Origin of the sequence: Rhizobium sp. N731 (genome assembly GCF_001664145.1) — a bacterium.
GTDB lineage: Bacteria > Pseudomonadota > Alphaproteobacteria > Rhizobiales > Rhizobiaceae > Rhizobium > Rhizobium esperanzae.
Genome location: NZ_CP013605.1, coordinates 353,320 through 375,945 on the forward strand (window position 1 = coordinate 353,320; position 22,626 = coordinate 375,945).

A 22,626-nucleotide genomic window follows, 5' to 3' on the forward strand; every position below is an offset into this window, starting at 1 on the left:
AAGGATCGACTCGGATGCTGCGAGACGAAAGCTGTTCCGCCGAGCCGTCCGGCTCGACGGTTTTCAAGGACGAGAGAAAGCAGGCCTATCTCAATCCCGAGGGAGCCGACCGGCCCCTCATCAGCCCCGTGCCGGCCGCAACGCTCGACCGGGCGCGCCGCTACCGGCTGGAGCGGCTGCGCCTGAAGATGCGCGAGTGGGACTGCGGCGCCCTGCTGCTCTACGATCCCGTCAACATCCGATACGCTTTTGATTCCTCGAACATGAGCATCTGGACGATGCACAATCCGTCGCGCTACGCCCTGATCCTCACCGACGGTCCGGCAATCCTCTTCGAATTCGAAGGCGCCGAACACGTCAATGACGGGCTGCCCGGCATCGACGAAATCCGGACGGCGAAGTCGTGGATATTCTTCACGGCAGGAAACCTCACGGAGCCCCGGATGAAAGCCTGGGCCGACGAGATCGCCGCCCTCGTCACCGGCAATGGCGGCAACAGGCGCATCGCGGTGGACCGGCTCGAGCCGGCAGGCGCTATCGAACTCAGGGAACGCGGATTGACGCTGCTCGACGGCCAGGAACTGGCCGAACGGGCGCGATCGATCAAGAGCGCCGAGGAGATCGAGCTGATGCGGTGGACGATCCGTGTCTGCGAAGCAGGCATGGCGCGGATGTACGAAATTTCGGAGCCCGGCCGGACCGAGCGGGAGATCTGGGCCGAACTGCATTTCGAAAATGCGCGCAGCGGCGGCGAGTGGCTCGAAACCAAGCTGCTGACCGCGGGTCCGAGGACCAATCCCTGGTATCAGGAATGTTCGGACTATGTCGTCAAGCGCGGCGAGATGATCTCCTTCGATACCGACATGATCGGCCCCTACGGCTATTGCGCCGATCTCTCGCGCTCATGGACGGCAGGCCATGTCGCCATGAACGCCAAGCAGAAGGAGCTCTACGCGGCAGCCAGGGACCAGATCGAGCACAATCTTTCCGTCATCAGGCCAGGAATGACATTCGGCGAATTCAACGCATTGTCGTGGCGGATTCCGGAGAAATACCAGCCTTATCGCTATACGCTCGCCCTGCACGGGACGGGCATGGCGGACGAGTGGCCGGGGGTGCTGCTGCATCCGGATTTCGATCCCGATTTCAGCGGCATCATCGAGGAAGGCATGGTGCTGAACGTCGAAAGCCTGATCGCCGAGGCCGGCTCCGAAAGCATCAAGCTGGAGACCCAGGCCCTGATCACAGCGACGGGCGCGGAGCGGCTGGACAGCTTTCCGTGGGAAGATATCTGAACGGTCGCTATGTTCAGTGCGCTCTCGCAGCGGCCGCGCGATGCTGCGACGGCGTCTGCCCGAATGTGCGCTTGAACGTCCTCGTGAATTGCGAGGCGTTTTCGAAGCCGACATCGAGCGCGATCTCGATCAGCGGCGCCTTCGACTGGGCCAGGATCGATTTTGCCCGCTCCATGCGGACACGATTATAGGCCTTTGCGGGCGACATACCGGTCTTCTCGATGAAGATTCTTTCCAGCTGGCGCCTGGATAGCCCGACCATGGCGGCAAGCTTTTCGATCGGCATACTGCCGTCGACGAACTGCTCCATGGTGATCATCGCCGCCTTGACGCGGGCATCGTCATAATCGTCGTAGAGCGGACGCCGGGGCTGAATGTCGGCCGGAGCGCGAGCCTTCTCGATCTGCAGCACTTCAAGCGCGTTTCGTTCGGCATCGCGGCTGATGTATTTCCTGACCAGCAGCGCCGCCATATCGGCACTGCTGCTGCCGCCGGCGCAGGATCCGCGCTGGCGATCGAGATTGAAGAGCCGGTCGGAGCGAACACTGAGATCGGGAAAGCGCTCGCGAAATTCCTTGTAATGCAGCCAGCTGACGCAGGATTCATGCCGCTTCATCAGGCCCGCCGCGGCAAGGATGAACGTACCGGTGCATACGCCGATCAGCGGCACCTTCTTGGCATCCGCCTGCTTGAGGAAGGTGATGGTCTGCTGATCGACGGGGTTCTCCACGCTCAGAAGGCCGCCGACGACGGCGATGTAATCGAAACGTGTGGGATCGACGAAGTCCGACGTCGGAGCGACCTGGACGCCGCAACTCGAAGTGATCAGGTGCCGCGTGCTGCCGATCACCTGCCAGTCGGCAAGCACTCTTCCGGAACGGTCCTGCTCGTCGCTGGCAAGCCGCAGCGTATCCACGAACAGCGCAAAGGCGGACAGCGTGAACGACCGCGACAGAACGAAACCAACCTTAAGCCGGGCGGCGGGTTTTGCGGCGCCATCTGCCTGCCGATGCTGCCCAGGTCGCATATTCATCTCATCACCGTTCCTGAATGCGCTCATCTGATCTGAAAACCGTGCGCCAGCGGATCGCGGTCGTCAACAAAAATGGTGTTGTGGCCGATGACCCGCGCCCAGCCTCCGATGCTTGGGAGAATGCCGCGATAAGGCCCGACGTTTGCCTCGGCCTCCACCCGCCCCTCGAAGATGGTTCCGATCAGACTTTCATGACGGTAGCTCGATCCGACGGTAAGCCGTCCCTTTCCATGCAGCTGCGCCATGCGCGCTGAGGTGCCGGTGCCGCCCGGCGAGCGATCGATGGCCTTTTCCCCATAAAAGACCGCGCAGCGCCCGTCCGACACGTCGTTCACCGGCCGGTCGCACCAGATCGCGTGATGCACGCCCGATATCCTGGCATCGTCGGGATGAACGGGATTGCAGATATCGGCAAGCGCTGTCCTGAGCTTCTGGCTGCAGCCGACGATGTCGGATGCGCTCATGCCGTCGAGTCCGCTCCAGTTCTCCTGTGGCTCGACGACTGCATAATAGTTGCCGCCATAGGAAATATCGACGCGCAGGCGGCCCATTCCGGGCACATCCACCGCGACATCGGCGTCATGGAGATAGCTCGCGACGTTGTGGAGACGGACGGAATCGACATATCCATCCTTCTCCTTATAGGTGACGTCGACCCTGCCCGCCGGCGTCTCGATCGCGACCTTTCCGGGCTCGCGCGGCTTGACCAGCCCTTCCTCGATCGCGGCGGTGACGGTGCCGATGGTGCCGGCGCCGCACATCGGCAGGCAGCCGCTCACCTCGATGAACAGGACAGCGAAGTCGCAATCGGGCCGATAGGCGGGATAGATGATCGAGCCCGACATGATGTCATGCCCGCGCGGCTCGAACATCAGCGCCTTGCGCACCCAGTCATGGTCACGGACGAAGATCTCCCGGCGCTCGCTGATCGGCGCATGCGGCAGCAACGGGCCGCCGCCGGCGACGAGACGAACAGGGTTGCCGCAGGTGTGCGCGTCGATGCAGAAGAAGCTGTGTCTCATTCCACCATCTCCTTGCTCATCTCGCCTTCGGCAGACTGCCGCGGTCGAGCAGGCCGCGGGACAGCCGATCGAGCAGAAGAGCGACTGCGACGATCGCCAGGCCTGCTCTCAGGCCGAGCCCCATCTCCATGCGCGTCAGGCCCCGCGTCACTTCCGCGCCGAGACCACCCGCGCCGACGAGGCCGGCGAGCACGACCATGGCAAGCGACAGAAGGATGCACTGATTGAGGCCGACGAGCAGCGTCTGCTTGGCGAGCGGAATTTCGATCTTCCAGAGAATCGAGCGGGGCGGCGCGCCGATGGCGCTGCCGAGCTCGATAAACACCTTCGGTACCTGGTTGAAAGCCAGCGTCGTCAGTCGCAGCATCGGCGGAATGCCGTAGACGATGGTGGCGATGATGGCAGGCACCCGCCCGAGGCTGAAGATCATCACCGCAGGGATCAGATAGACCCATGGCGGCACGGTCTGCATCACGTCGAGAACCGGGCGCACCACAGCTTCCAATGTCTTGTAGCGCGAGCAAAGCACGCCGATGGGGAAGGCGATGAGAACGGAAATCGCGACGGCGACGGTCACCAGCGAAAGCGTCTGCATCGACGCCGTCCACAGCCCGACAAGAAGGCAGAAGCCGAGACAAAGGCCAGCGAGGATGGCGGCGCGCAGGCTGACGGCGAAGAATGCCAGCAGGACGATGATGGCGATTAGAGCATAAGGCGGCACGAAGAGGAGTGCCGTCTCGATTGCCGACAGGACCGTTTCGACCACGGTGCTGATGGCCGCAAACAGCGGATGAAGATTGGTGTTGAGCCAATCGACGGCCGGGGCCAGGAAAGCGCCCGGCGAAAACTGCAGGTCCGCAGGATTCATGACTTCCTCCCTGTTCCCAGCCGGGCAGCACTCTGGGTTATCCGGTCAATCACCATGGTTAGTACCACGATTGCGATCGCGGCATTGATCGAGGTCGCGATATCGAGCGTCCTGATCGCGCCATAGATCGTCTCTCCGAGCCCGCCGGAGCCGACGATGCCGGCGATGACAACCATACCGAAAGCCATCATCAGGCTCTGGTTGATGCCCGCCATGATGCTCGGCAGTGCAAAGGGAAGACGAATCTTGAAAAACATCTTCCCCGGCGTCATCCCGAGTGCCTCGCCGAGCTCGATGAACTCCTTGGGCGTCATGCGGATGCCAAGAGACGTCAGGCGGATGGCCGGCGGCACGGCAACGATCACTGTGGCGATCAGCGCCGTCGCCGGCCCGTAACCGAGCAAAGCGATTGCCGGCAGCAGGTAGATGTATGGCGGAAGCGTCTGGATGAGATCGAGGCCCGGCTCCATGAAGTGATCGAGAGCCGTGAAGAAGCCGGCGGCAATGCCGATCGGAATGCCGATCGCCAGGGCGATCGTGGTGGCAGTCAGGACCAGAGCCAGCGTGCTCATCGTCTCCGGCCACAGCCCCATCGAAAAACAGAGCGCCAGCGCGACGCCGCTGAGGAGTGCGAACCAGACATTGACCAGCCGCCAGCCGACCAGCGCCACGATCAGGGCGACCACGTAAAACGGCGGAAGCTCCAAGAGCCAGAGGATCCCGTCATAGAGACCCTCAAGAAGCTGTCTGATATAGTCGAACAGGAATTCCCCGTTGTCGCTCACCCATTCGAGCGCGGAGTCCGTCCATTCGTCGAAAAGGTCGGTGAAGGCTGAAGTATCCATATCAATACCTCCAGTTGGGATCACGCCGCCGTCAGATCGTGGGCGGAGGTTCCCTTGACGCCCATCAGGAGGCTGCGCGGTGTAACCACGCCGACCACCTGATCATTATCCACCACGGCGATGGCGTCGCGGTCCGACTGCATCGTCAAAGAGATGAGCTCGTCGATGTCGGCGTCCGGCGTCGTGCGCGCCAGCGATGCGATATCCGAATTCGCAGCGCCCTGCTGGAATTCGGCAACGCTGCGCATGACCGAATGCGCCTTGATCAGATGCAGGCGGGATATGCCGGCGACGAACTCGGCGACATAGGCGTCGGCCGGGTTGAGGATGATTTCCTCGGCCGTGCCGGTCTGGATGATGACACCGTCCTTCATGATGGCGATGCGGTCGCCGATGCGGATCGCTTCGTCGAGATCATGGGTGATGAAGACGGCGGACTTGCCGAGCGCTTTCGTCAACTGGCGGAATTCGTCTTGAAGCTGGCGCCGGATCAGCGGATCGAGCGCGCTGAACGGTTCGTCCATCAGAATGATCTCGGGATCGGAAGCGAGCGCGCGGGCAAGGCCGACGCGCTGCTGCATGCCGCCGGAAAGTTCGCTGGGATAACGGCTCAGCCAGTCGGCGAGGCCGACTTTCTCGAGGGCGGCGGCGGCGGTCTTGTTTCGCTCCGCCTTTGCAATTCCCTGGACCTCGAGGCCGAAGGCCGCATTTTCCAGAACTGTCCGGTGCGGCAGCAAAGCGACACTTTGAAACACCATGCCGATATTCTTGGCGCGCATCTGCCGGAGATCGACCGGCGACAGGCTGGCGAGATCGCGCCCCTTGACGAGAACCTTGCCGGAACTCGGCGTAATCAGCTTGTTGAGAAGGCGAATGAGCGTCGATTTTCCGCTTCCCGACAGCCCCATGATGCAGAAGATTTCGCCGCGCCGGACCTGAATGCTCGCATTGGAGACGCCGACGACGCAATTGAACTCCTGCAGGACCTCTTTCTTGCCGAGGCCGCGCTCCTTGATCGATTTCATCGCCGCAGCGGACTTACCTCCGAAGACCTTCCAGAGGGATTGGCAATCGATCAGGACATCCTTGGCATCGATATTGACGGTTTTCATGGCGATCCCCTTTGAGCCAATGGCGCTGGCTTCTCATTAGGTTTCAAGATGGCCGCCCGACGGCTCGGGCGGCCAGGAGGTGCTCACTTCTTCTTGATGTTTTCCCAACGCTTGATCAGGTCGGCATGGGCGCCGATCCAATCCTGCACGGCCTGGTCCATGGTCTTGCCGTCCTTGACTGCACCGTTGATGGTGGTGATGTCGGCGATCGGCACGTAGACGCTGGCCATGACTTCACGGGCATGCGGATATTCTTCCGAGAAGCCCTTGTGGCCGATCCAGTAGTAGCTCTGCGGCGGCGGGAAGACACCCTTCGGATCCTTGAGGTACTTGACCTCGTACTTCTGGACCATCCACGACGGTTCCCAGATCGTCACCGCAATCCATTCCTGGCGGTCGTAGGCAGACTTCAGCGCCGCCGTCATCGCAGCCGTGCTGCCTTCGACGAGCTGGAGCTTGAGGCCGTATTCCTTGACCGCATTCGCGGTATCGCGCATCAGGCCGGCGCCCGGTTCGATGCCGATGATCTTGCCGCCGAACTTGTCGGCGTTTTCATTGAGCTGTTCGAGCGAGTCGATCGGAACATATTTCGGAACGGCCACGCCCTGATAAAGGCCGTGCGACACCGGAGAAATCTTCTCCAGGCGGTTCTTGTTCTTGTCCCAATAATCTTGCGCGACGTAGTCGGTCTGCGAGGTGAGTGCCTGGATGTCGCCCTTGGCAAGAGCGGCATAGGCAATGCCCCATTCGGAGAATTCGGTGACCTTCACGGTGTAACCGGCGTCTTCAAGAACCTTCTTGGTGATACCGGTGATGGGGGTCAGGTCTTCCCATGCCATCGTGCCCAGAGTGATCGTCTTCTCTTCCGCGCGGGCAGGCAGGATACTCATCCCGATCACCGCAGCGGCGCAAAGCGCCTTCCACAAAGTCTTCATTGTTGTTACTCCTGGTTTTCGTTCCCATTCTCATTGAAGCCTGCGAACGGCAGTCTTCATATTGCGCCGGCCGAGGGATCACCCCTCGCGGCCGGCTCGCAATTCCTGAAAGCGGATGACCGAGTTGATGCCGAGCCATGCGATGGGCTCGGGCGGCAATCTCGTCGGTTCCGGCTGGTTCTTGTATGTGTCGAGCTCGGGGCTTGCGGCTCCTGTCGCAAGATCTGCGGCCATCATGCCGGCGAAGGTGCTCTTGACGGTGCCGAGACCGTTTTCGCAGCAGGCGGAAAAGAGCCCTTCCTCGACCTCACCGAACGCCGGCACATGGTTTCGGCTGAGGCAAAGCGCACCCGCCCAGCTGTATTCCATCGGAAGGCGCTCCAGCCCGGGGAACCGGGCATCGAACGAGCGGCGCTGTTCGGCCGCGATGCCGGCGACCCGCTTCTCCGATACTTTGAGGCTCGGGTCGTAGGTGAACCTGGTCCTGACGACGATCCGCGAAAGCCCATTCTTGGTGATCTTGCGCACCGTTGCGCCCATCGGATCGGCCGGCAGCAGCGCCCAGCGATCGACGCCGGTGACATCGCCGCCGAATTCATTCTGGGAAAAGGCCGATGTCATCGACGCATAGGTGAAGATGTGCATCAGCCGGCCCCGGAAGTGGCCGAAGCTCTGAATATGGCCGTTTACACCCAGAATGACCTTGGGCGCAGAAACGGAACCACGCGCGGTCTTCGCCTTCCAGGTTCGACCATCGCGCGCAAGCTCCAGAACCGGCGAATGCTCGTGAATCGTGACTTTCGAGGAAAGCCCGTGTGCCAGGCCGCGAATATAATCGGCGGGCTGGATCATCACGGCACCAGGCGTATAGAGCCCGCCGAGATAGTAACGCGAGCCTGTCATCTCCCGCATCTGATCAGCGTCAAGAACGCGATGTTCCTCGCCGATCTTTTCGAGCGACTTCCGATAGTTGTCGTTGAGCCCCAGCCCCCGCTCGGAAGCCGCGGCATTCACCTTGCCCGCCGGATCGAAGGTCTCCGCGGAGAGGCCGTATTCGGCTGCGGCGTCGGCGGCAAAGGAGATCGCCAGACGGTTCTGGCGAATCTCGTCCTTCGTCGCCGCTTCGTCGGCGACCGAATATTCGCCCGAGGACAGATTGTGCGGCACGTCGATCATGAAGCCGGAATTTCTGCCGGCCGGTCCCTTGGCGAGTTCGCGCGCCTCCAGGATGACAATCTTGTCCTGGGGCCGTGACTGCGAAAGGCGGCGGGCCGCCGACAGGCCGGCAAATCCGCCGCCGATGATCAGCCAGTCGGCGGTGATGTCGTGTTCAAGCGCCGTCACGGGAAAGGCGCGCTCGCTGGTCGCCTCCCATCCCGAGACGCCGGTATCCGTCGGCAGGTGCTTGATCACATGATGGCTCATCGGATCGTCTCGTCAACAGATCGTTCGGATACGTCGATCCAGATGGTCTTGAGCTCGCAGTAATTGTCGTGTGCGAAGATCGACTTGTCGCGGCCGCCGAAGCCGGACTCCTTGTAGCCGCCGAACGGTGTGCTCGCATCGCCCTCGCCGAAGCAGTTGACGGTGACCAGACCCGCACGGATATCGCGCGACACCCGGATCGCATTGCGCAGGCTGCCCGTGTAGACCGACGCGGTCAGACCGTAATTGGTGTCGTTGGCGAGAGCCACGGCTTCGGAGAGGGTCTCGAATGTCGTTACCGACAGGATCGGCCCGAAAATCTCCTCCTTGAACAGGCGGCTGGCAGGCGTGACGCCGTCAACCACCGTGGGTTCGATGAAGACGCCGTCCTGGGTTTGCCCGCCGAAGGCCAGCGAAAGCTTCTCGCTCTTCACGTCGTCGAGGAACGACCTCACCTTGTCGAAATGGCTCTTGCTGACGAGCGCGCCGATGCGGTTTTCCGGATCGAGCGGATCGCCGGTCCTCCACTCGCGCATATAGGCGCCGATCCGCTTGAGGAGTTCATCCTTGATGCTGGCGTGAACGATAAGGCGCGAGGATGCGCTGCAGTTCTCGCCCATATTCCAGAAGGCGCCGTTGACCACCTGCTCGGCGACGAGATCGAGATCTTCAGCGTCTTCAAGCACCACGGCCGGGTTCTTGCCGCCGCATTCGAGCACCACCTTCTTGAGGTTGGAATCGGCAGAATAGTGGAGGAAGCGACGGCCTGTGGGGGTCGATCCGGTAAAGGCGACCATGTCGACATCCATATGCAAGCCAAGCGGTTCGCCGACATCCTTGCCGCTGCCGGTGACGACATTGAAAACGCCTGCCGGGATGCCGGCCTCGAGCGCCAATTCGGCGACACGCAGCGTCGTCAGCGTGGTTTCCTGGGCGGGCTTGACGATCACCGAGCAGCCCGCGGCAAGCGCCGGCGCGATTTTCCAGGCCAGCATCAGCAGCGGGAAGTTCCATGGCAGGACGCAAGCGACCACGCCGATAGGTTCACGAACCACCATCGCCAGCGCATCAGGGCCGACGGAATTCGTGTTGTCGTATAGCTTGTCGATCAGCTCGGCATGCCAGCGGATCGTGTGGATCGTGTCGGGGACATCCACGGTCTGGCACTCGCGGACCGGCTTGCCGCTGTCGAGGCTTTCCATGACGGCAAGCTCGTGACGATTGCGCTCCAGCAGCTTTGCGAACTTGAGCAGCGTTTCCTTGCGTGCGCCAGGCGTCAGCTGACGCCAACGGCCATCGTCGAAGGCTTCGCGGGCCTTGGCGACCGCATAGTCGACGTCGCTTGTATCACAGGCGGCGATCTCGGCGAGGAGTTCGCCGGTTGCGGGATTGGTTGATTTGAAGGTCTTGCCCGACTTCGCCGGACGGTACGCGCCGTCGATGAAGGCATTGGTTGGCAGATGGAGTTCTTTGGCGAGTGCCTTGTATTCGGCGGCGGTCAAAGGTTCATGCATGGTTGGCTCCCGACGTGATCTGGGCGACCGTGCGCTTCAAAGTGGCGACGACAGTCTCAAGGGTTCTCTTCTCTTCGGAGGTCATACCGCGCAGCGGCGCACGCACCGGGCCCGCCTTCAGGCCGATGATCTCGCAGCCATGCTTGATCGACTGGACGAACTTGCCGCATTCGAGGAAATCCATCAGCGGCAGCATCGCGCTCATGATCGCCCGGCCCTTGTCGAAGTTCTTCTCGACGACGCAGGCCTCATAGAGGGCGACATGCTCGCGCGGCAGGAAATTGGAGCCGGCGCAGACCCAGCTCTTCGCACCCCACGCGAAGAATTCGAGCGCCTGGTCGTCCCAGCCGCAGGAGAGCGAGATGTGCGGGAACTTCCGGGCGAGCAGGTGAAGATTGCCCATGTCGCCGGAGCTTTCCTTGATGGCGACGACGTTCTTCGACTTGCCGACGCGAGAAAAATACTCCTCGCCCATCACCACACCCATCCGGGCAGGGTAGTTGTAGAGCATGATCGGCAGGTTCGCGGCGCGATCGACGGTCAGCGCATGCACCGCGTTCTCGCGTTCGGTCGGCAGCGCATAGGGCGGTGACGATACCAGGATCGCATCAGCGCCGATTTCCTTTGCCGATTTTGCATATTCAACCGAATCTTCGGTCCGCGTGGCGCCGGTGCCGATGATGAGCGGCAGCCGTGTGCCGATCACTTCCTTGGCATAGGCTGCAAGTTCGTAACGTTCCTGGCTGCTCTGGGCGTAGTATTCGCCCGTCGAGCCGCCGACGATGATGCCGTGCACGCCCGCCTCGATCAGCGACTCGAGCACGGCAGCGAATGCGGGCCGGTCGATCTGTCCATTTTGATCGAGCGGCGTCACCGCCGGTGTATAAATCCCCTCAAATTTCACGATGACTTCTCCAATAATTGCGTGGCGGGACCGCCGACGAAGGCGTCCGCCTTGAGGCCTTGCGGAGCGATGAACATCTCCATGTTCTCGCGGGACAATTCCCAGTGTTCGAAAACGAGGTCGACGACGGCATCCTCATCGTGAGCGCCGAGCGCTGCGATAAAGCCGTCATGATGCTCGACGGCCAATCGAAGCCGCCGCCGCATGTCCTCGTTTCTCGGCCGGAAGAACGTATGACCGATGCGCGCATGGTCGATGAGCAGCCGGCCGAGGCTCGGCTGCATGTAGACGTTGCCCGACATCTCGCCGAAAATTTCGTGAAAGCGGTTGTTCTCCAGCACCATCGCCAGAGCGTCCATGTTCTCGCTGGCGGCGCGAAACCGCTCCTGCGTCTGTTTCAGGTCCGACAGCTGCGCGGGCTTGAAGTTCTGCACGGCCAGACGACCGATCGCCGCATAAATCATCGGCGCGACGAGGAAGAAATTGCGCAGCGTGGAGTGGTTCATCGGGATGACCCGCGCACCCCTGTTCTCGCGGATGTCGATATAGCCTTCACCGGCAAGGCGGCGGAATATGTCCCGCACCGGCGTCCGCGACAGCCCGTATCTTTCGCTCAAACTGGCCTCGTCCAGATCGGCGTCCGGGTCCAGCTCCATCGTCAGGATCTGGCGTTTCAAATCTTCGTAGAGATTGCTCTTGGGTGTCTTCGCCATCGTCGATCTCCGGCCATTCGTTGCTCTACTGCCTGGAAGATGACACGCCTTTCAGCAGGAGTCAATAATTGTGTACTCTGCGTACACAATTCGTATTCGAGAAAAACACAATTCTTTCCGCGCCTCGAAAGTTTGCCGTGATCGAACGCGAAGCCGTCCGTGAACGTGAGGATTCCGGGCGCGCGACAAGCTGATGGTGGATAGCAATGTGTGGGAAGCGGCCGAGCGCGGCCGTCATGGGACATTGGTCGTCCAATGATCGGGGAGCGCCGGGGTCGGCGCTCCCCGGGAAGCTTTAAGCGGCAAGCACGCCGTTCTTCTTGGCAGTCCAGGTCGCGATATAGTCCATCAGGCCGGGCGACAGGCAATCATAGGGCTCCAGACCCGACGCCTTCAGCTGCGCCCGGACCGCATCCATCCTGGCGGGATCGAAGCCGCTTTCGATGATTGACGACACGAAGGCCGCAAAGGTCGGCTTTGCCCAGCCGGTTTCCTGGAAGCGCTCCGGATGGACGAACGACAATCCCTGGAAGGGGTGTTCGCGCTCGACCGGCCCATACATATGCACGCCGCATTCCTTGCAGGCGTGCCGTTGGATCAGAGCAGCGGGATCGACGACAGCGAGCTTGTCGCCGTTCTCGAGCACTTCGACGCTCTCGGTCGGAGCGACCGCCACGACCGAAAAGACAGCACCCTCGGGCTTCCAGCACTTGGTGCAGCCGCAGGCGTGATTGTGGGCGATATCACCCTTGATCCTGACCTTTACCGGATTGCTCGTGCACTTGCACACGAGCGTCCCGCCTGTGAAAGTAGCGTCAGTCGCTCGAAAGCCTGAATCCAATGCCGGATGAATGGCTATGCTGCTCATTGCTTCTCTCCTTCCCTCCCTGGCCGTTTGCGTTATGCCCGGCCGAGCTCGTTAAAATCATTTCCCCAACCTCTGCGCGTGCCAGCGCAGATGGTCTTCCATGAATGTCGAAATGAAAAAGTAGGAATGGCCGTAGCCTTCCTGCATGCGCAGCCTGAGCGGAATGCCTGCCGCCTCGCATGCTTGCCGGAGCTCGTCGGGACGTAAGCCGTCCTCCAGGAAGCTGTCCGCCGTTCCCTGGTCGACGAGGAGCTCGGCGAAGCGATGCCCATCTTCGATCAGCGAGCAGGTGTCATAGGCCCGCCAGGTCTTTTCGTCGGCTCCGAGATATTTCCGCAAGGCCGGTTTCGACCAGCCTGAAACCGAGGGATGGCTGATCGGCGCGAAGGCCGAGCAGCTCCGGAAGCGATCCGGTTTTTTGAGCGCGATCGTGATCGCGCCATGTCCGCCCATCGAATGACCGAAGATCCCCTGGCGATCCATGTCGGCAGGAAATTCCGCGGCAAGGAGCCGCGGCAATTCATCGGTGATGTAGCTATACATGCGATAATTCGCCGAAAACGGCGGCTCGGTGGCGTCGACGTAAAAACCGGCGCCCTTGCCGAACTGCCAGTTGTCGGGTTCGTCAGGAACGTGATCGCCGCGGGGGCTCGTATCCGGGCAGACGATGATCAGCCCGAGCTCGGCGGCAAGCCGCCGATACTCGCCCTTGTCCATGACATTGGCATGCGTGCAGGTCAGGCCGGACAGGTACCACAGCACCGGACAATTGCCCCCCTGCGGCGGCACGTATACCGCAAACGTCATGTCGCAGTCGCAGACTTCGGAGCGATTGACGTAGACCCCTTGAGTGCCGCCGTAAGACTTGTCGATCGAGATGGTTTTCATAGCTTAGTAGACCACCACGCCGCGGATGCTTTCGCCCTTGTGCATCAGGTCGAAGCCCTTGTTGATGTCTTCGAGCGGCATGGTGTGGGTGATCATCGGATCGATCTGGATCTTGCCCTGCATGTACCAGTCGACGATCTTCGGCACGTCGGTGCGGCCGCGGGCGCCGCCGAAGGCGGTGCCCATCCAGTTGCGGCCGGTCACCAGCTGGAACGGCCGCGTCGAGATTTCCTGGCCGGCGCCGGCAACGCCGATGATGACCGATTTGCCCCAGCCGCGATGCGAAGCTTCCAGCGCCTGGCGCATCACCTTGGTGTTGCCGGTGCAGTCGAAGGTGTAGTCGGCGCCGCCGATCAGGTCGCCATTACGCTTGGTCATGTTGACCAGATAGGGCACGATGTCGTCGCCGACCTCCTTCGGGTTGACGAAATGCGTCATGCCGAACTTCTCGCCCCAGGCCTTGCGATCCGGGTTGATATCGACGCCGATGATCATGTCGGCGCCGGCAAGCCGCAGGCCCTGCAGCACGTTCAGGCCGATGCCGCCGAGACCGAAGACGATCGCCGTCGAACCGATCTCGACCTTGGCGGTGTTGATGACGGCGCCGATGCCTGTGGTGACGCCGCAGCCGATGTAGCAGACCTTGTCGAAGGGCGCGTCGGGATTGATCTTGGCCAGCGCGATCTCCGGCAGCACCGTGTAATTGGCAAAGGTCGAGCAGCCCATATAGTGATGGATCTTGTCCTTGCCGATCGAGAAGCGCGAGGTGCCGTCCGGCATCACGCCCTGACCTTGGGTGGCGCGGATAGCGGTGCAGAGATTGGTCTTGCGCGACGTGCAGGAATAGCATTCGCGGCATTCCGGCGTATAAAGCGGAATGACGTGGTCGCCCTTCTTGACCGAGGTCACACCCGGGCCGACATCGACGACGATGCCGGCGCCCTCATGGCCGAGGATCGCCGGGAACAGGCCTTCCGGATCTGCTCCCGACAGGGTGAAATCGTCGGTGTGGCAGATGCCGGTCGCCTTGACCTCCACCAGCACTTCGCCGGCCTTCGGCCCCTCCAGCTGCACGGTCATCACTTCAAGCGGTTTTCCGGCCTGAACGGCTACGGCGGCGCGAACGTCCATTTGATAATCCCTCCTGTTAATTCAATTCGGTTGTTAAAATATGCGAAGATACGACCGCGAGATCGAAACGATCTGCCTCGGCCTCACCTCGATCATCCGGGCTCGACCTGACACCACACCGCAAGAAGCGGCTGGGCCGTACATCTTATCGCAAAGGATTGTCCGGCATCATTTGCGAAGACCGTTCCGGTCGCGGCAGAAAACCACTGGGAATCACCAAGGCAAATTTCTCCCGGCGAAAGCAGAATGAAGGCGCGCGGCTGGGTCTGAACATGATCGGGGAAGCGGGTGTAGCGATCCATGTAGATCACGCCGACCCGTAGATCGGCGCGCTCCTCCATGCCGCCAGGACCGACCAGAACGGCGTGGGAGTGCGTATTGCCGAAGTTGAGGCTGGCAAACGGGCCGGTGCGGCCGCGCCTCCAGAGCAGCCTGTCGGCGAGGCTCTTGAACTGGCCGGCGATCGCCTCGTATTTCCGTCCCGACTTCGCCAGATGACTGATGGCCTCATCCAATCCCTCGGGCACACCGGGAAGAGGGCCTCCTTCCGGGTGCACCTTGCCTGTCTTGAGCAGCCTCTGAAGGACCTTGCCCGCAACGAAACTGGCAACGGCGGGAGCGTCGGCCGATAGCATCAGCCCACCGATATCGTTGAGAAATTCCTGCAGCGGCCGGGGACGCCGTTCCCTGCCGATGTCGTGCAGCCTGATATAGGCCGGCTTTTCCTCATCGTTCAGGAGAAGGTCGGCACCAGGTCTGATTGGACGTCCCGCCATGCGCGCCACGTTCGGTCCCCCTCGCTCAGAGCGCCTTCTGCAATTCCGGCAGGGCGTCGAAGAGATCGGCGACGAGGCCGTAGTCGGCGACTTGGAAAATCGGCGCCTCCTCGTCCTTGTTGATGGCGACGATCACCTTGGAATCCTTCATGCCGGCCAGATGCTGGATGGCGCCGGAGATGCCGCAGGCGATATAGAGATCGGGCGCCACCACCTTGCCGGTCTGGCCGACCTGCCAGTCGTTCGGGGCATAACCGGCATCGACGGCGGCACGGCTGGCGCCGACGGCGGCACCGAGCTTGTCGGCAACCGGCAGGATGACCTCTTTGAACTTCTCGGCCGAGCCGAGCGCCCGGCCGCCCGAGATGATGACCTTGGCCGAGGTCAGTTCCGGACGTTCCGAGGCCGACAGCGCATCGGAGACGAAACGCGACAGGCCCGGATCGGAGACGGCCGGGATCGCCTCGACCGTTGCCGAGCCGCCTTCCGCTGCCGAGGCGAACGAGGCGGTGCGCACGGTGATCACCTTCTTGGCGTCGCTTGCCTGCACCGTCTGGATGGCGTTGCCGGCATAGATTGGTCGCTTGAAGGTGTCGGCGGAGACGACCTCGATGATCTCCGAGACCTGGGCGACGTCGAGCAGGGCGGCCACCCGCGGCAGCACCGTCTTGCCGACCGAGGTGGCGGCCGAGACGATCGTGTCGTAGGAACCGGCAAGCGAGACGATCAGATCGGCCAGAGGTTCGGCGAGATTGTTGGCAAGCGCGTCGCTTTCGGCAAGCAGCACCTTGGTCACACCGGCAAGCTTGGCGGCCTGATCGGCCGCCGCCCTGGCGGCCTTGCCGGCGACGAGGATGTGCACGTCGGCGCCGATCTGGCTTGCTGCCGTCAGCGCCTTGGCGGTCTGGTCGGAGAGGTGATTGCCGTCATGGTCGGCCAGAAGAAGAATGGTCATGATAGTTGCTCCTGTTCTTGCCCGTTACAGCACGCCGGCTTCGTTCTTCAGCTTGTCGACCAGTTCGGCGACCGACTTGACCTTGACGCCGGCCTTGCGGCCGGACGGCTCCTCGGTCTTCAGCACCTTCAGCCGCGGCGTCGTGTCGACGCCGAAATCGGCAGGAGCCTTCTTGTCGAGCGGCTTCTTCTTCGCCTTCATGATGTTCGGCAGCGAGGCATAACGCGGCTCGTTCAGGCGCAAGTCGGTGGTCACCACCGCCGGCAGCTTGATCTCGATCGTCTGCAGACCGCCGTCGACCTCGCGGGTGACCGTCGCCTTGCCGTCGCCGATCTCGATCTTCGACGCGAAGGTCGCCTGGGCCGAACCGAGCAGTGCCGCCAGCATCTGGCCGGTCTGGTTGGAATCGTCGTCGATCGCCTGCTTGCCGACGATGACAAGACCCGGCTGTTCGGCATCGGCCACCGCTTTCAGGATCTTGGCGACGGCGAGCGGCTCGACTTGCTCGTCGGTCTCGACCAGGATCGCCCGGTCGGCGCCCATGGCGAGCGCGGTGCGCAGCGTCTCCTCGGCCTTGGCCGGGCCGATCGACACCACCACCACTTCCTCGGCCTTGCCGGCCTCCTTCAGCCGCAGCGCCTCTTCCACCGAGATCTCGTCGAACGGGTTCATCGACATCTTCACGTTGGCAAGCTCGACACCCGTGCCATCCGGCTTAACCCGGATCTTCACGTTGTAGTCGACAATCCGTTTGACGGGCACGAGAATCTTCATTTGCAATCCCCTTTGTTATTCCGAATGCTGATCCCTACAGCGCCGCACGTCTTTTCAGACGCGCACAGGACGCCGCAAGGTTTAAACCTGCTCATCGCGCTACTGGTGCGGTCGATCGGCAAGCAACGCCCAGAAGGCGAAGAGCGGCGTATCGACCGACCTCATGGCATGTTTGATCCCTGGGACATTATAGAACGATCCGCCGATGCCGGGCGAAAACCAGTTCCCCTCCCCCTGCTTGAACTCCCCCTCGGAAAGCACGAGATAGACCTCCTCCGGCGCATGATCATGATCGGGATAGCGCACATGCGGCGCCATCAACGTCACCCCGAGCCACAGGTCGCTCCGCTCCTCAAGTCCGCCGGGGCCGATGATCATCGCATTGGCATGCCCATCGGCAAAATTGTCGCTCGCCGAGTGGTCATACTTGGTGCGCCGACGCCATTCAAGCATTGGCTCGATGCCTTTGAACGCCTCGACCAATCGCCCCAGCGAAGGATCATAGGAGGTATCAATCGCGAGCGCCACATCAAGGTAAGCGCAGACCGGCAACCGGCTTCCGTCGCCGGCACGTGCGGTTCCCGGCTGCTCCAGCTTTGCGACAAACTGCCGGATCGAGCGTCGGGCCTCCGGGGCTGTCGCAAATGCCTGGAAAGCCTGAGAAGCTGTGTCCAAGAAAAGCTGCAGGCTCCCCCCGCGTAAACTCATGCCATCCCTCCCTAGAGCATGTCTCGCAAAAGTGTGCAGCGGTTTTGCGATAAAGACATGCGTAAAAACAAGGACCTAAAGCGTGACAAGCGAATCCGAAAGATCGCGACACGCTTTAGAACAGGACGATTTTAGGCCTGCCAGCCGGTGGCCTCTGCTGCAATCATATATCCTTCGCGATGCGCAGGCCGTCATAGACGGCGGCATGCGTGTTGCGCGCAGCGACAGCGTCGCCGATCCGGAACAGCTGGAATTTGCCCTCGGGATTGCGAACGACCGACTGCGGTACACCGGCCAGAAGCTGGTCATGCGACATCTCGCCGAGGTTGCTCGAATTGGGCTTCAGCTCGAAATAGAGCTCATCGAGCGGAATGGTCCCGTGATTGACGACGATCTGGTCGTAGCTGCTCTGCTTGGCAATCCCGCCGTAATCGCTGCCGACATGGGCAACAAGCTGATTGCCGCTCTTCTCGACCGCCTCCAGGCGATAGGTGACGGTGAAGGTCACGTCATGCTTCTGAAGGGAGCGCATATAGGGCACGAGGTTCATCGCCATGACCTCCGGCGCGAAGGACCGGTCGGGCGTCATGATCTCGACCTTGGCGCCCGCCTTGGCGAGAAATTCCGCCGCCTGAAGGCCGGCATGGTCGCCGGCATCATCGAAAATCAGCACGTTGGTGCCAGGCTTCACGTCCCCGGAGATGATGTCCCATGAGGAGACCACCAGCTCGTTGCCCGTCGAAAGCACCTCGGTATGCGGCAGGCCGCCGGTCGCGATAATGACGACATCGGGGTTTTCGGCTTCGATCGTGTCGGCTTCCGCCCAGCTGTTGAAGTGGAAGGTCACGTCGTATTTTTCGCACTGGCTCATGCGCCAGTCGATGATGCTGATCATCTCCCTGCGGCGTTCGCTCAGGGCGGTGAGGCGGATCTGGCCGCCGGGATTGTTCGCCGCTTCGAAAACGACCACCTTGTGGCCGCGTTCCCCGGCAACCCGCGCCGCCTCGAGACCGGCCGGACCGGCGCCGACGATAACGACCTTCTTCTTCACATCGGCCTTATCAAGGATATGCGGCATGGTCAGTTCGCGGCCGGTGGCGGCATTGTGGATGCAATAGGCGGCGCCGCCCTGATAGATGCGGTCTAGACAGTAGTTGGCGCCGACGCAGGGGCGGATATCCTCTTCCCGTTTCTCGATGATCTTGCGGACAATATGCGGGTCGGTCATGTGGGCGCGGGTCATGCCGACCATGTCGACCTTGCCGGCCGCGATCGCGTGGCGAGCGGTTGCGACGTCGGGGATCTTCGCCGCATGGAAGGTCGGGAATTGGGTGGCGGCGCGGATTTCGCCGGCGAAATCGAGATGCGGCGAATTCGCCATGCCCTGGATCGGGATTACGTCGGTCAGGCCCGCGTCGGTGTCGATATGGCCGCGGATCACATTCAGGTAATCGATGAGGCCGCTTTCCTTCAGGCGCTTGGAGAATTCGAGGCCTTCGGCCTTGCCCGTGCCGCCGGGAAGACATTCGTCGGCCGTATAGCGCAGGCCGAGAATGAACTCGTCGCCTACCCTTTTCCGGATCGCCTTGAACACGTCGAAACAGAAGCGCAGACGATTGTCGAGCGAACCGCCATAGGGACCATCGAGCTCATTGGTGAGCGGAGACACGAACTGGTCGATGAGGTGGCCATAGGCCTCGAGCTCGACACCGTCCATGCCGCCCGCCTTCATGCGCTCGGCCGCGTCGGCGAAATCCTTGATGATGCGCTCGATATCCCAGTCTTCCATCTTCTTCGGGAAGGCGCGGTGCGAAGCCTCGCGATGATGCGACGGCGCCACAACAGGCAGCCAGTCGCCCTTGTCCCAGCGCGTGCGCCGGCCGAGATGGGTGAGCTGGATCATGATCGCCGCCCCCTCCTCATGCACCGCATCGGTCATTTCCCTGATCCACGGGACGATCTCGTCCTTATAGGCGAGCAGGTTGTTGAAGACCGGCGGGCTGTCCTTGGAGACGGCCGCCGAACCCGCCGTCATCGTCAGGGCCACGCCACCCTTTGCCCGCTCCACCGTATAGGCGCGATACTTTTCCTTCGGCATACCGTCTTCCGGATAGGCCGGTTCGTGCGAGGTCACGATGATACGGTTGCGCAGCTTCAGATGCTTGAGCTGGTAAGGCTGAAGGAGAGGATCATTCGACATGGGCCGTGGTTCCGGATTAAAAACGACAACGGAACGCTATGCGCAATGTACATAGGTGTCAACGAAGAAAACAGACGGGTCGTTATTTTCGACACATATGTACATTTTTCTTGTGCGCCGTGTCGTAATTTGATAGGAGTAAATTCATGGATCAGGCTTTGAACGACACTGGCTGGCGCGGATCGCAGGAGGGATGGCTCGAAGCAGCCTACCATTCCCTGCTCGAGTCGGGCGTTGACTCGGTGAAAATTCTGCCGTTGGCGAAGAAGCTCAACCTCTCCAGGACGAGCTTCTACTGGTTCTTCAAGGACCGGGAGGAACTGTTGAGCGCATTGGTGGCGCGGTGGCGCGACAAAAACACCGGCAACATCATCAAACAGTCCGAGGCTTACGCGGAATCGCTGGCCGAGGCGATGCTCAACGTCTTCGATTGCTGGCTCAACACCGATCTCTTCGACGCGAAATTCGAGTTCGCCATCCGCAGCTGGGCGCTGCAGTCGGACGAGCTTCTGGCCGAGGTTCAGCACGCCGACCAGATCCGGCTGGAGGCGCTGAAGCGCATGTTCATGCGGTTCGGGTTACCAGAAACGACATCGGATGTCAGAGCGCGAACAACATACCTCGTGCAGATCGGGTACATCTCCATGCAGTCGAGGGAGGATATCGCCGTCCGCATGAAACGGATTCCGGAGTATATTGCGATCTACACGGGCGAAGTGCCGCAGCAGAGAGAGCTTGATCGCTTCTTCTCTCGGCATGGCTATAGGCCCAGTTAGAGGAAGGCCGGAGATGAGCGTTTCCTTGAGGATCGGCATAATCGGTGGCGGCGGCTGGCTTGGCGGGGCAATCGCCGGCTCGCTGATTGATGCCGGCGTGGTCGATTCTCGAAATCTTTGCCTCTCCTATCGCGGCGAGCAGCCGCGCCGCTTCCCGAACTCCTTCTGGACGTCCGACAACCAGGCGCTTGCCGACCGTTCTGACGTGATCATTCTCTCCGTGCGCCCCGGTGACTGGCATGGCCTGACGGTCGACGCCGGCGGCAAGCTGGTCGTCTCAGTCATGGCGGGCGTCCGACTGAACGCCCTCTCAGAACGCCATAACACCGGTCGCGTCGTCCGCGCGCTGCCGAATGCTGCCGCCGAAGTGGCCAGATCCTATACGCCCTGGATCGGCGCGAGCGGTGTCACCGCAGACGACCGGGCCATTGTCGGCGCCATTTTCGAGGCTTGCGGATCACAGGACGAAGTCGCGAGCGAAAGCGACATCGACTACCTCACGGGCCTTTCCGGGTCCGGCCCGGCATTTCCGGCGCTGCTCGCTGCCGCCATGATGAGCGACGCCGTCGCCCATGGCCTTTCGGCCGAGATTGCACGCCGCGCCGTCAATACGGTGCTGATCGGCGCCGGCCACCTGCTGGAACGTCGCGATGAATCTCCGGACGATACCGTTGGGGCCTTTCTCGACTATCGCGGCACAACGGCAGCAGCCATCGAAGGCATGCGCGCCGCCGGGTTCGACGCCGCGGTGGCAGACGGACTATCGGCAGCATTCAAGAAATCGGTGAGTATGGGAGACGCTTCCTGACGACCGTTGAGGGCGGGTACTGCGGCACCCCGCCTGGCTAGATCAGCCGCTAAATAGAGGGAACGAGAATGAAGAAACTACTTGCATCGACATGTTTGACGTTCGGCCTGCTTGGCGGCGCGTCTTTCGCCAGCGCTGCCGAATGCGGCAGCGTCACCATCGCCAGCATGAACTGGCAGAGCGCCGAAGTTCTCTCCAACCTGGACAAGTTCATCCTGAACGAAGGTTACGGCTGCAGCGCCGACATCACCGTCGGCGACACCGTCCCGACGATCACGTCCATGGCCGAAAAGGGTCAGCCTGATATCGCCCCGGAAGCCTGGATCGACCTGCTGCCGGATGTCGTCAAGAAGGGCACGGAAGAAGGCCGCATCGTGCAGGTCGGCTCGCCGCTGCCGGACGGCGGCGTACAGGGCTGGTGGATTCCGAAATATCTCGCCGACGCCCATCCCGACATCAAGACCATCGGCGACGTGCTGAAGCATCCGGAACTCTTCCCTGATCCGGAGGACGCGAAGAAGGGCGCCATCGTCAACGGCCCGCAGGGCTGGGGCGGCACGGTCGTCACCTCGCAGCTCTACAAGGCCTTCGGCGCCGAGAAGGCGGGCTTCACCCTCGTCGACACCGGTTCTGCTGCCGGTCTCGACGGTTCGATCGCCAAGGCCTACGAACGCAAGGAAGGCTGGGTCGGTTACTACTGGGCGCCGACCGCGCTGCTCGGCAAGTATCAGATGGTCAAGCTCGAAGCCGGCGTGCCGGAAGATGCGGCCGAATGGAAGCGCTGCATCACCGTCGCCGACTGCCCCGATCCGAAGCCGGCGGCCTGGCCTGTCGACCACGTCGTGACCCTCGTTGCAAAGCCCTTTTCTGAAAAGGTCGGCCCGGAGGTCATGGATTATCTGAAGAAGCGCTCCTGGAGCAACGACACGGTCAACAAGCTGATGTCGTGGATGACCGACAACCAGGCGACCGGCGAAGACGGTGCCAAGCACTTCCTGGAAGAAAACAAGGACGTCTGGACCAAGTGGGTCTCGCCGGAGGCAGCCAAGAAGATCGAAGCTGCTCTCTAAGCCAAA

General features: G+C 61.7%; 22 protein-coding genes. 4 read left to right on the forward strand and 18 right to left on the reverse strand.

Going from position 1 to position 22,626, the window contains the following annotated elements; all coding sequences use genetic code 11:
• Positions 1–14: 14 nt before the first annotated feature.
• The gene (locus AMK02_RS26890; RefSeq protein ID WP_064807737.1) at positions 15–1,295 is read left to right on the forward strand and encodes a M24 family metallopeptidase; all 1,281 of its coding nucleotides are present in this window, start codon (positions 15–17) and stop codon (positions 1,293–1,295) included.
• Positions 1,296–1,308: 13 nt separating this feature from the next.
• Here the strand turns inward: AMK02_RS26890 and AMK02_RS26895 are convergent, their stop codons facing one another.
• The 18 genes from AMK02_RS26895 to AMK02_RS26980 form a co-directional block, all read right to left on the reverse strand.
• Positions 1,309–2,322, reverse strand: coding sequence for a GlxA family transcriptional regulator (locus AMK02_RS26895; protein ID WP_011428696.1), 1,014 nt, complete (start codon positions 2,320–2,322; stop codon positions 1,309–1,311).
• A gap of 29 nt (positions 2,323–2,351) precedes the next feature.
• On the reverse strand, positions 2,352–3,350 hold the full coding sequence (locus AMK02_RS26900; protein WP_064807739.1) for a 4-hydroxyproline epimerase: 999 nt from the start codon (positions 3,348–3,350) through the stop codon (positions 2,352–2,354).
• A gap of 16 nt (positions 3,351–3,366) precedes the next feature.
• The gene (locus AMK02_RS26905; RefSeq protein WP_064807741.1) at positions 3,367–4,218 is read right to left on the reverse strand and encodes an ABC transporter permease; all 852 of its coding nucleotides are present in this window, start codon (positions 4,216–4,218) and stop codon (positions 3,367–3,369) included.
• A complete protein-coding gene (locus AMK02_RS26910; RefSeq protein ID WP_064807743.1) occupies positions 4,215–5,063 on the reverse strand; it encodes an ABC transporter permease in 849 nt (282 codons plus the stop codon). Before AMK02_RS26910 ends, AMK02_RS26905 begins: the two co-directional genes overlap by 4 nt.
• A 20-nt stretch (positions 5,064–5,083) precedes the next feature.
• A complete protein-coding gene (locus tag AMK02_RS26915; protein ID WP_064807745.1) occupies positions 5,084–6,175 on the reverse strand; it encodes a quaternary amine ABC transporter ATP-binding protein in 1,092 nt (363 codons plus the stop codon).
• A gap of 83 nt (positions 6,176–6,258) precedes the next feature.
• The gene (locus tag AMK02_RS26920; protein WP_064807747.1) at positions 6,259–7,110 is read right to left on the reverse strand and encodes a glycine betaine ABC transporter substrate-binding protein; all 852 of its coding nucleotides are present in this window, start codon (positions 7,108–7,110) and stop codon (positions 6,259–6,261) included.
• A gap of 78 nt (positions 7,111–7,188) precedes the next feature.
• Positions 7,189–8,535 (reverse strand): NAD(P)/FAD-dependent oxidoreductase, encoded by a 1,347-nt coding sequence (locus AMK02_RS26925; protein ID WP_064807749.1) that lies wholly within the window; start codon positions 8,533–8,535, stop codon positions 7,189–7,191.
• Positions 8,532–10,049 (reverse strand): aldehyde dehydrogenase, encoded by a 1,518-nt coding sequence (locus tag AMK02_RS26930; RefSeq protein WP_064807750.1) that lies wholly within the window; start codon positions 10,047–10,049, stop codon positions 8,532–8,534. Before AMK02_RS26930 ends, AMK02_RS26925 begins: the two co-directional genes overlap by 4 nt.
• Positions 10,042–10,953, reverse strand: a complete 912-nt coding sequence (locus tag AMK02_RS26935) for a dihydrodipicolinate synthase family protein (RefSeq protein ID WP_064807752.1) — start codon at positions 10,951–10,953, stop codon at positions 10,042–10,044. Before AMK02_RS26935 ends, AMK02_RS26930 begins: the two co-directional genes overlap by 8 nt.
• Positions 10,950–11,666 (reverse strand): GntR family transcriptional regulator, encoded by a 717-nt coding sequence (locus AMK02_RS26940; protein ID WP_064807754.1) that lies wholly within the window; start codon positions 11,664–11,666, stop codon positions 10,950–10,952. The genes AMK02_RS26935 and AMK02_RS26940 overlap by 4 nt, the downstream gene beginning before the upstream one ends.
• Positions 11,667–11,961: 295 nt before the next feature.
• Complete coding sequence (gene gfa, locus AMK02_RS26945; RefSeq protein ID WP_064807756.1) at positions 11,962–12,534, reverse strand: S-(hydroxymethyl)glutathione synthase; 573 nt, start codon at positions 12,532–12,534, stop codon at positions 11,962–11,964.
• A 57-nt stretch (positions 12,535–12,591) separates the two neighbouring features.
• The gene (gene fghA / locus AMK02_RS26950; protein WP_064807757.1) at positions 12,592–13,422 is read right to left on the reverse strand and encodes an S-formylglutathione hydrolase; all 831 of its coding nucleotides are present in this window, start codon (positions 13,420–13,422) and stop codon (positions 12,592–12,594) included.
• A 3-nt stretch (positions 13,423–13,425) separates the two neighbouring features.
• The gene (locus AMK02_RS26955) at positions 13,426–14,553 is read right to left on the reverse strand and encodes an S-(hydroxymethyl)glutathione dehydrogenase/class III alcohol dehydrogenase (protein WP_064807759.1); all 1,128 of its coding nucleotides are present in this window, start codon (positions 14,551–14,553) and stop codon (positions 13,426–13,428) included.
• A 92-nt stretch (positions 14,554–14,645) separates the two neighbouring features.
• Positions 14,646–15,338 carry a dimethylsulfonioproprionate lyase family protein gene (locus AMK02_RS26960; protein WP_064807761.1) on the reverse strand — a complete coding sequence of 231 codons (693 nt, stop codon included), beginning with the start codon at positions 15,336–15,338 and terminating at the stop codon, positions 14,646–14,648.
• Between the two features lie 16 nt (positions 15,339–15,354).
• Entirely contained in the window at positions 15,355–16,284 is a 930-nt protein-coding gene (locus AMK02_RS26965; RefSeq protein ID WP_064807763.1) for an electron transfer flavoprotein subunit alpha/FixB family protein, read from the reverse strand.
• A 24-nt stretch (positions 16,285–16,308) separates the two neighbouring features.
• Positions 16,309–17,058: an electron transfer flavoprotein subunit beta/FixA family protein gene (locus AMK02_RS26970; RefSeq protein ID WP_064807765.1), complete on the reverse strand. Its 750-nt coding sequence runs from the start codon at positions 17,056–17,058 to the stop codon at positions 16,309–16,311.
• 99 nt (positions 17,059–17,157) lie between these two features.
• The gene (locus AMK02_RS26975; RefSeq protein WP_064807766.1) at positions 17,158–17,766 is read right to left on the reverse strand and encodes a dimethylsulfoniopropionate lyase; all 609 of its coding nucleotides are present in this window, start codon (positions 17,764–17,766) and stop codon (positions 17,158–17,160) included.
• 163 nt (positions 17,767–17,929) lie between these two features.
• Complete coding sequence (locus AMK02_RS26980) at positions 17,930–19,966, reverse strand: NADH:flavin oxidoreductase (RefSeq protein WP_064807768.1); 2,037 nt, start codon at positions 19,964–19,966, stop codon at positions 17,930–17,932.
• A 146-nt stretch (positions 19,967–20,112) separates the two neighbouring features.
• Here AMK02_RS26980 and AMK02_RS26985 point away from each other — a divergent pair, with 146 nt between their 5' ends.
• From AMK02_RS26985 to AMK02_RS26995, 3 genes are all read left to right on the forward strand, one after another.
• Entirely contained in the window at positions 20,113–20,742 is a 630-nt protein-coding gene (locus AMK02_RS26985) for a TetR/AcrR family transcriptional regulator (RefSeq protein WP_004671993.1), read from the forward strand.
• A 13-nt stretch (positions 20,743–20,755) separates the two neighbouring features.
• Positions 20,756–21,550: a pyrroline-5-carboxylate reductase family protein gene (locus tag AMK02_RS26990; RefSeq protein ID WP_064807770.1), complete on the forward strand. Its 795-nt coding sequence runs from the start codon at positions 20,756–20,758 to the stop codon at positions 21,548–21,550.
• Between the two features lie 68 nt (positions 21,551–21,618).
• A complete protein-coding gene (locus AMK02_RS26995; RefSeq protein WP_064807772.1) occupies positions 21,619–22,620 on the forward strand; it encodes an ABC transporter substrate-binding protein in 1,002 nt (333 codons plus the stop codon).
• Positions 22,621–22,626: the final 6 nt, after the last annotated feature.

Excerpts from the sequence above, each read along its gene's own strand:
- AMK02_RS26890 (WP_064807737.1), top strand. The coding sequence starts at position 15 with ATGCTGCGAGACGAAAGCTGTTCCGCCGAGCCGTCCGGCTCGACGGTT.
- AMK02_RS26895 (WP_011428696.1), bottom strand. The coding sequence starts at position 2,322 with ATGCGACCTGGGCAGCATCGGCAGGCAGATGGCGCCGCAAAACCCGCC.
- AMK02_RS26900 (WP_064807739.1), bottom strand. The coding sequence starts at position 3,350 with ATGAGACACAGCTTCTTCTGCATCGACGCGCACACCTGCGGCAACCCT.
- AMK02_RS26905 (WP_064807741.1), bottom strand. The coding sequence starts at position 4,218 with ATGAATCCTGCGGACCTGCAGTTTTCGCCGGGCGCTTTCCTGGCCCCG.
- AMK02_RS26910 (WP_064807743.1), bottom strand. The coding sequence starts at position 5,063 with ATGGATACTTCAGCCTTCACCGACCTTTTCGACGAATGGACGGACTCC.
- AMK02_RS26915 (WP_064807745.1), bottom strand. The coding sequence starts at position 6,175 with ATGAAAACCGTCAATATCGATGCCAAGGATGTCCTGATCGATTGCCAA.
- AMK02_RS26920 (WP_064807747.1), bottom strand. The coding sequence starts at position 7,110 with ATGAAGACTTTGTGGAAGGCGCTTTGCGCCGCTGCGGTGATCGGGATG.
- AMK02_RS26925 (WP_064807749.1), bottom strand. The coding sequence starts at position 8,535 with ATGAGCCATCATGTGATCAAGCACCTGCCGACGGATACCGGCGTCTCG.
- AMK02_RS26930 (WP_064807750.1), bottom strand. The coding sequence starts at position 10,049 with ATGCATGAACCTTTGACCGCCGCCGAATACAAGGCACTCGCCAAAGAA.
- AMK02_RS26940 (WP_064807754.1), bottom strand. The coding sequence starts at position 11,666 with ATGGCGAAGACACCCAAGAGCAATCTCTACGAAGATTTGAAACGCCAG.
- gfa (WP_064807756.1), bottom strand. The coding sequence starts at position 12,534 with ATGAGCAGCATAGCCATTCATCCGGCATTGGATTCAGGCTTTCGAGCG.
- fghA (WP_064807757.1), bottom strand. The coding sequence starts at position 13,422 with ATGAAAACCATCTCGATCGACAAGTCTTACGGCGGCACTCAAGGGGTC.
- AMK02_RS26955 (WP_064807759.1), bottom strand. The coding sequence starts at position 14,553 with ATGGACGTTCGCGCCGCCGTAGCCGTTCAGGCCGGAAAACCGCTTGAA.
- AMK02_RS26965 (WP_064807763.1), bottom strand. The coding sequence starts at position 16,284 with ATGACCATTCTTCTTCTGGCCGACCATGACGGCAATCACCTCTCCGAC.
- AMK02_RS26970 (WP_064807765.1), bottom strand. The coding sequence starts at position 17,058 with ATGAAGATTCTCGTGCCCGTCAAACGGATTGTCGACTACAACGTGAAG.
- AMK02_RS26975 (WP_064807766.1), bottom strand. The coding sequence starts at position 17,766 with ATGAGTTTACGCGGGGGGAGCCTGCAGCTTTTCTTGGACACAGCTTCT.
- AMK02_RS26980 (WP_064807768.1), bottom strand. The coding sequence starts at position 19,966 with ATGTCGAATGATCCTCTCCTTCAGCCTTACCAGCTCAAGCATCTGAAG.
- AMK02_RS26985 (WP_004671993.1), top strand. The coding sequence starts at position 20,113 with ATGGATCAGGCTTTGAACGACACTGGCTGGCGCGGATCGCAGGAGGGA.
- AMK02_RS26990 (WP_064807770.1), top strand. The coding sequence starts at position 20,756 with ATGAGCGTTTCCTTGAGGATCGGCATAATCGGTGGCGGCGGCTGGCTT.
- AMK02_RS26995 (WP_064807772.1), top strand. The coding sequence starts at position 21,619 with ATGAAGAAACTACTTGCATCGACATGTTTGACGTTCGGCCTGCTTGGC.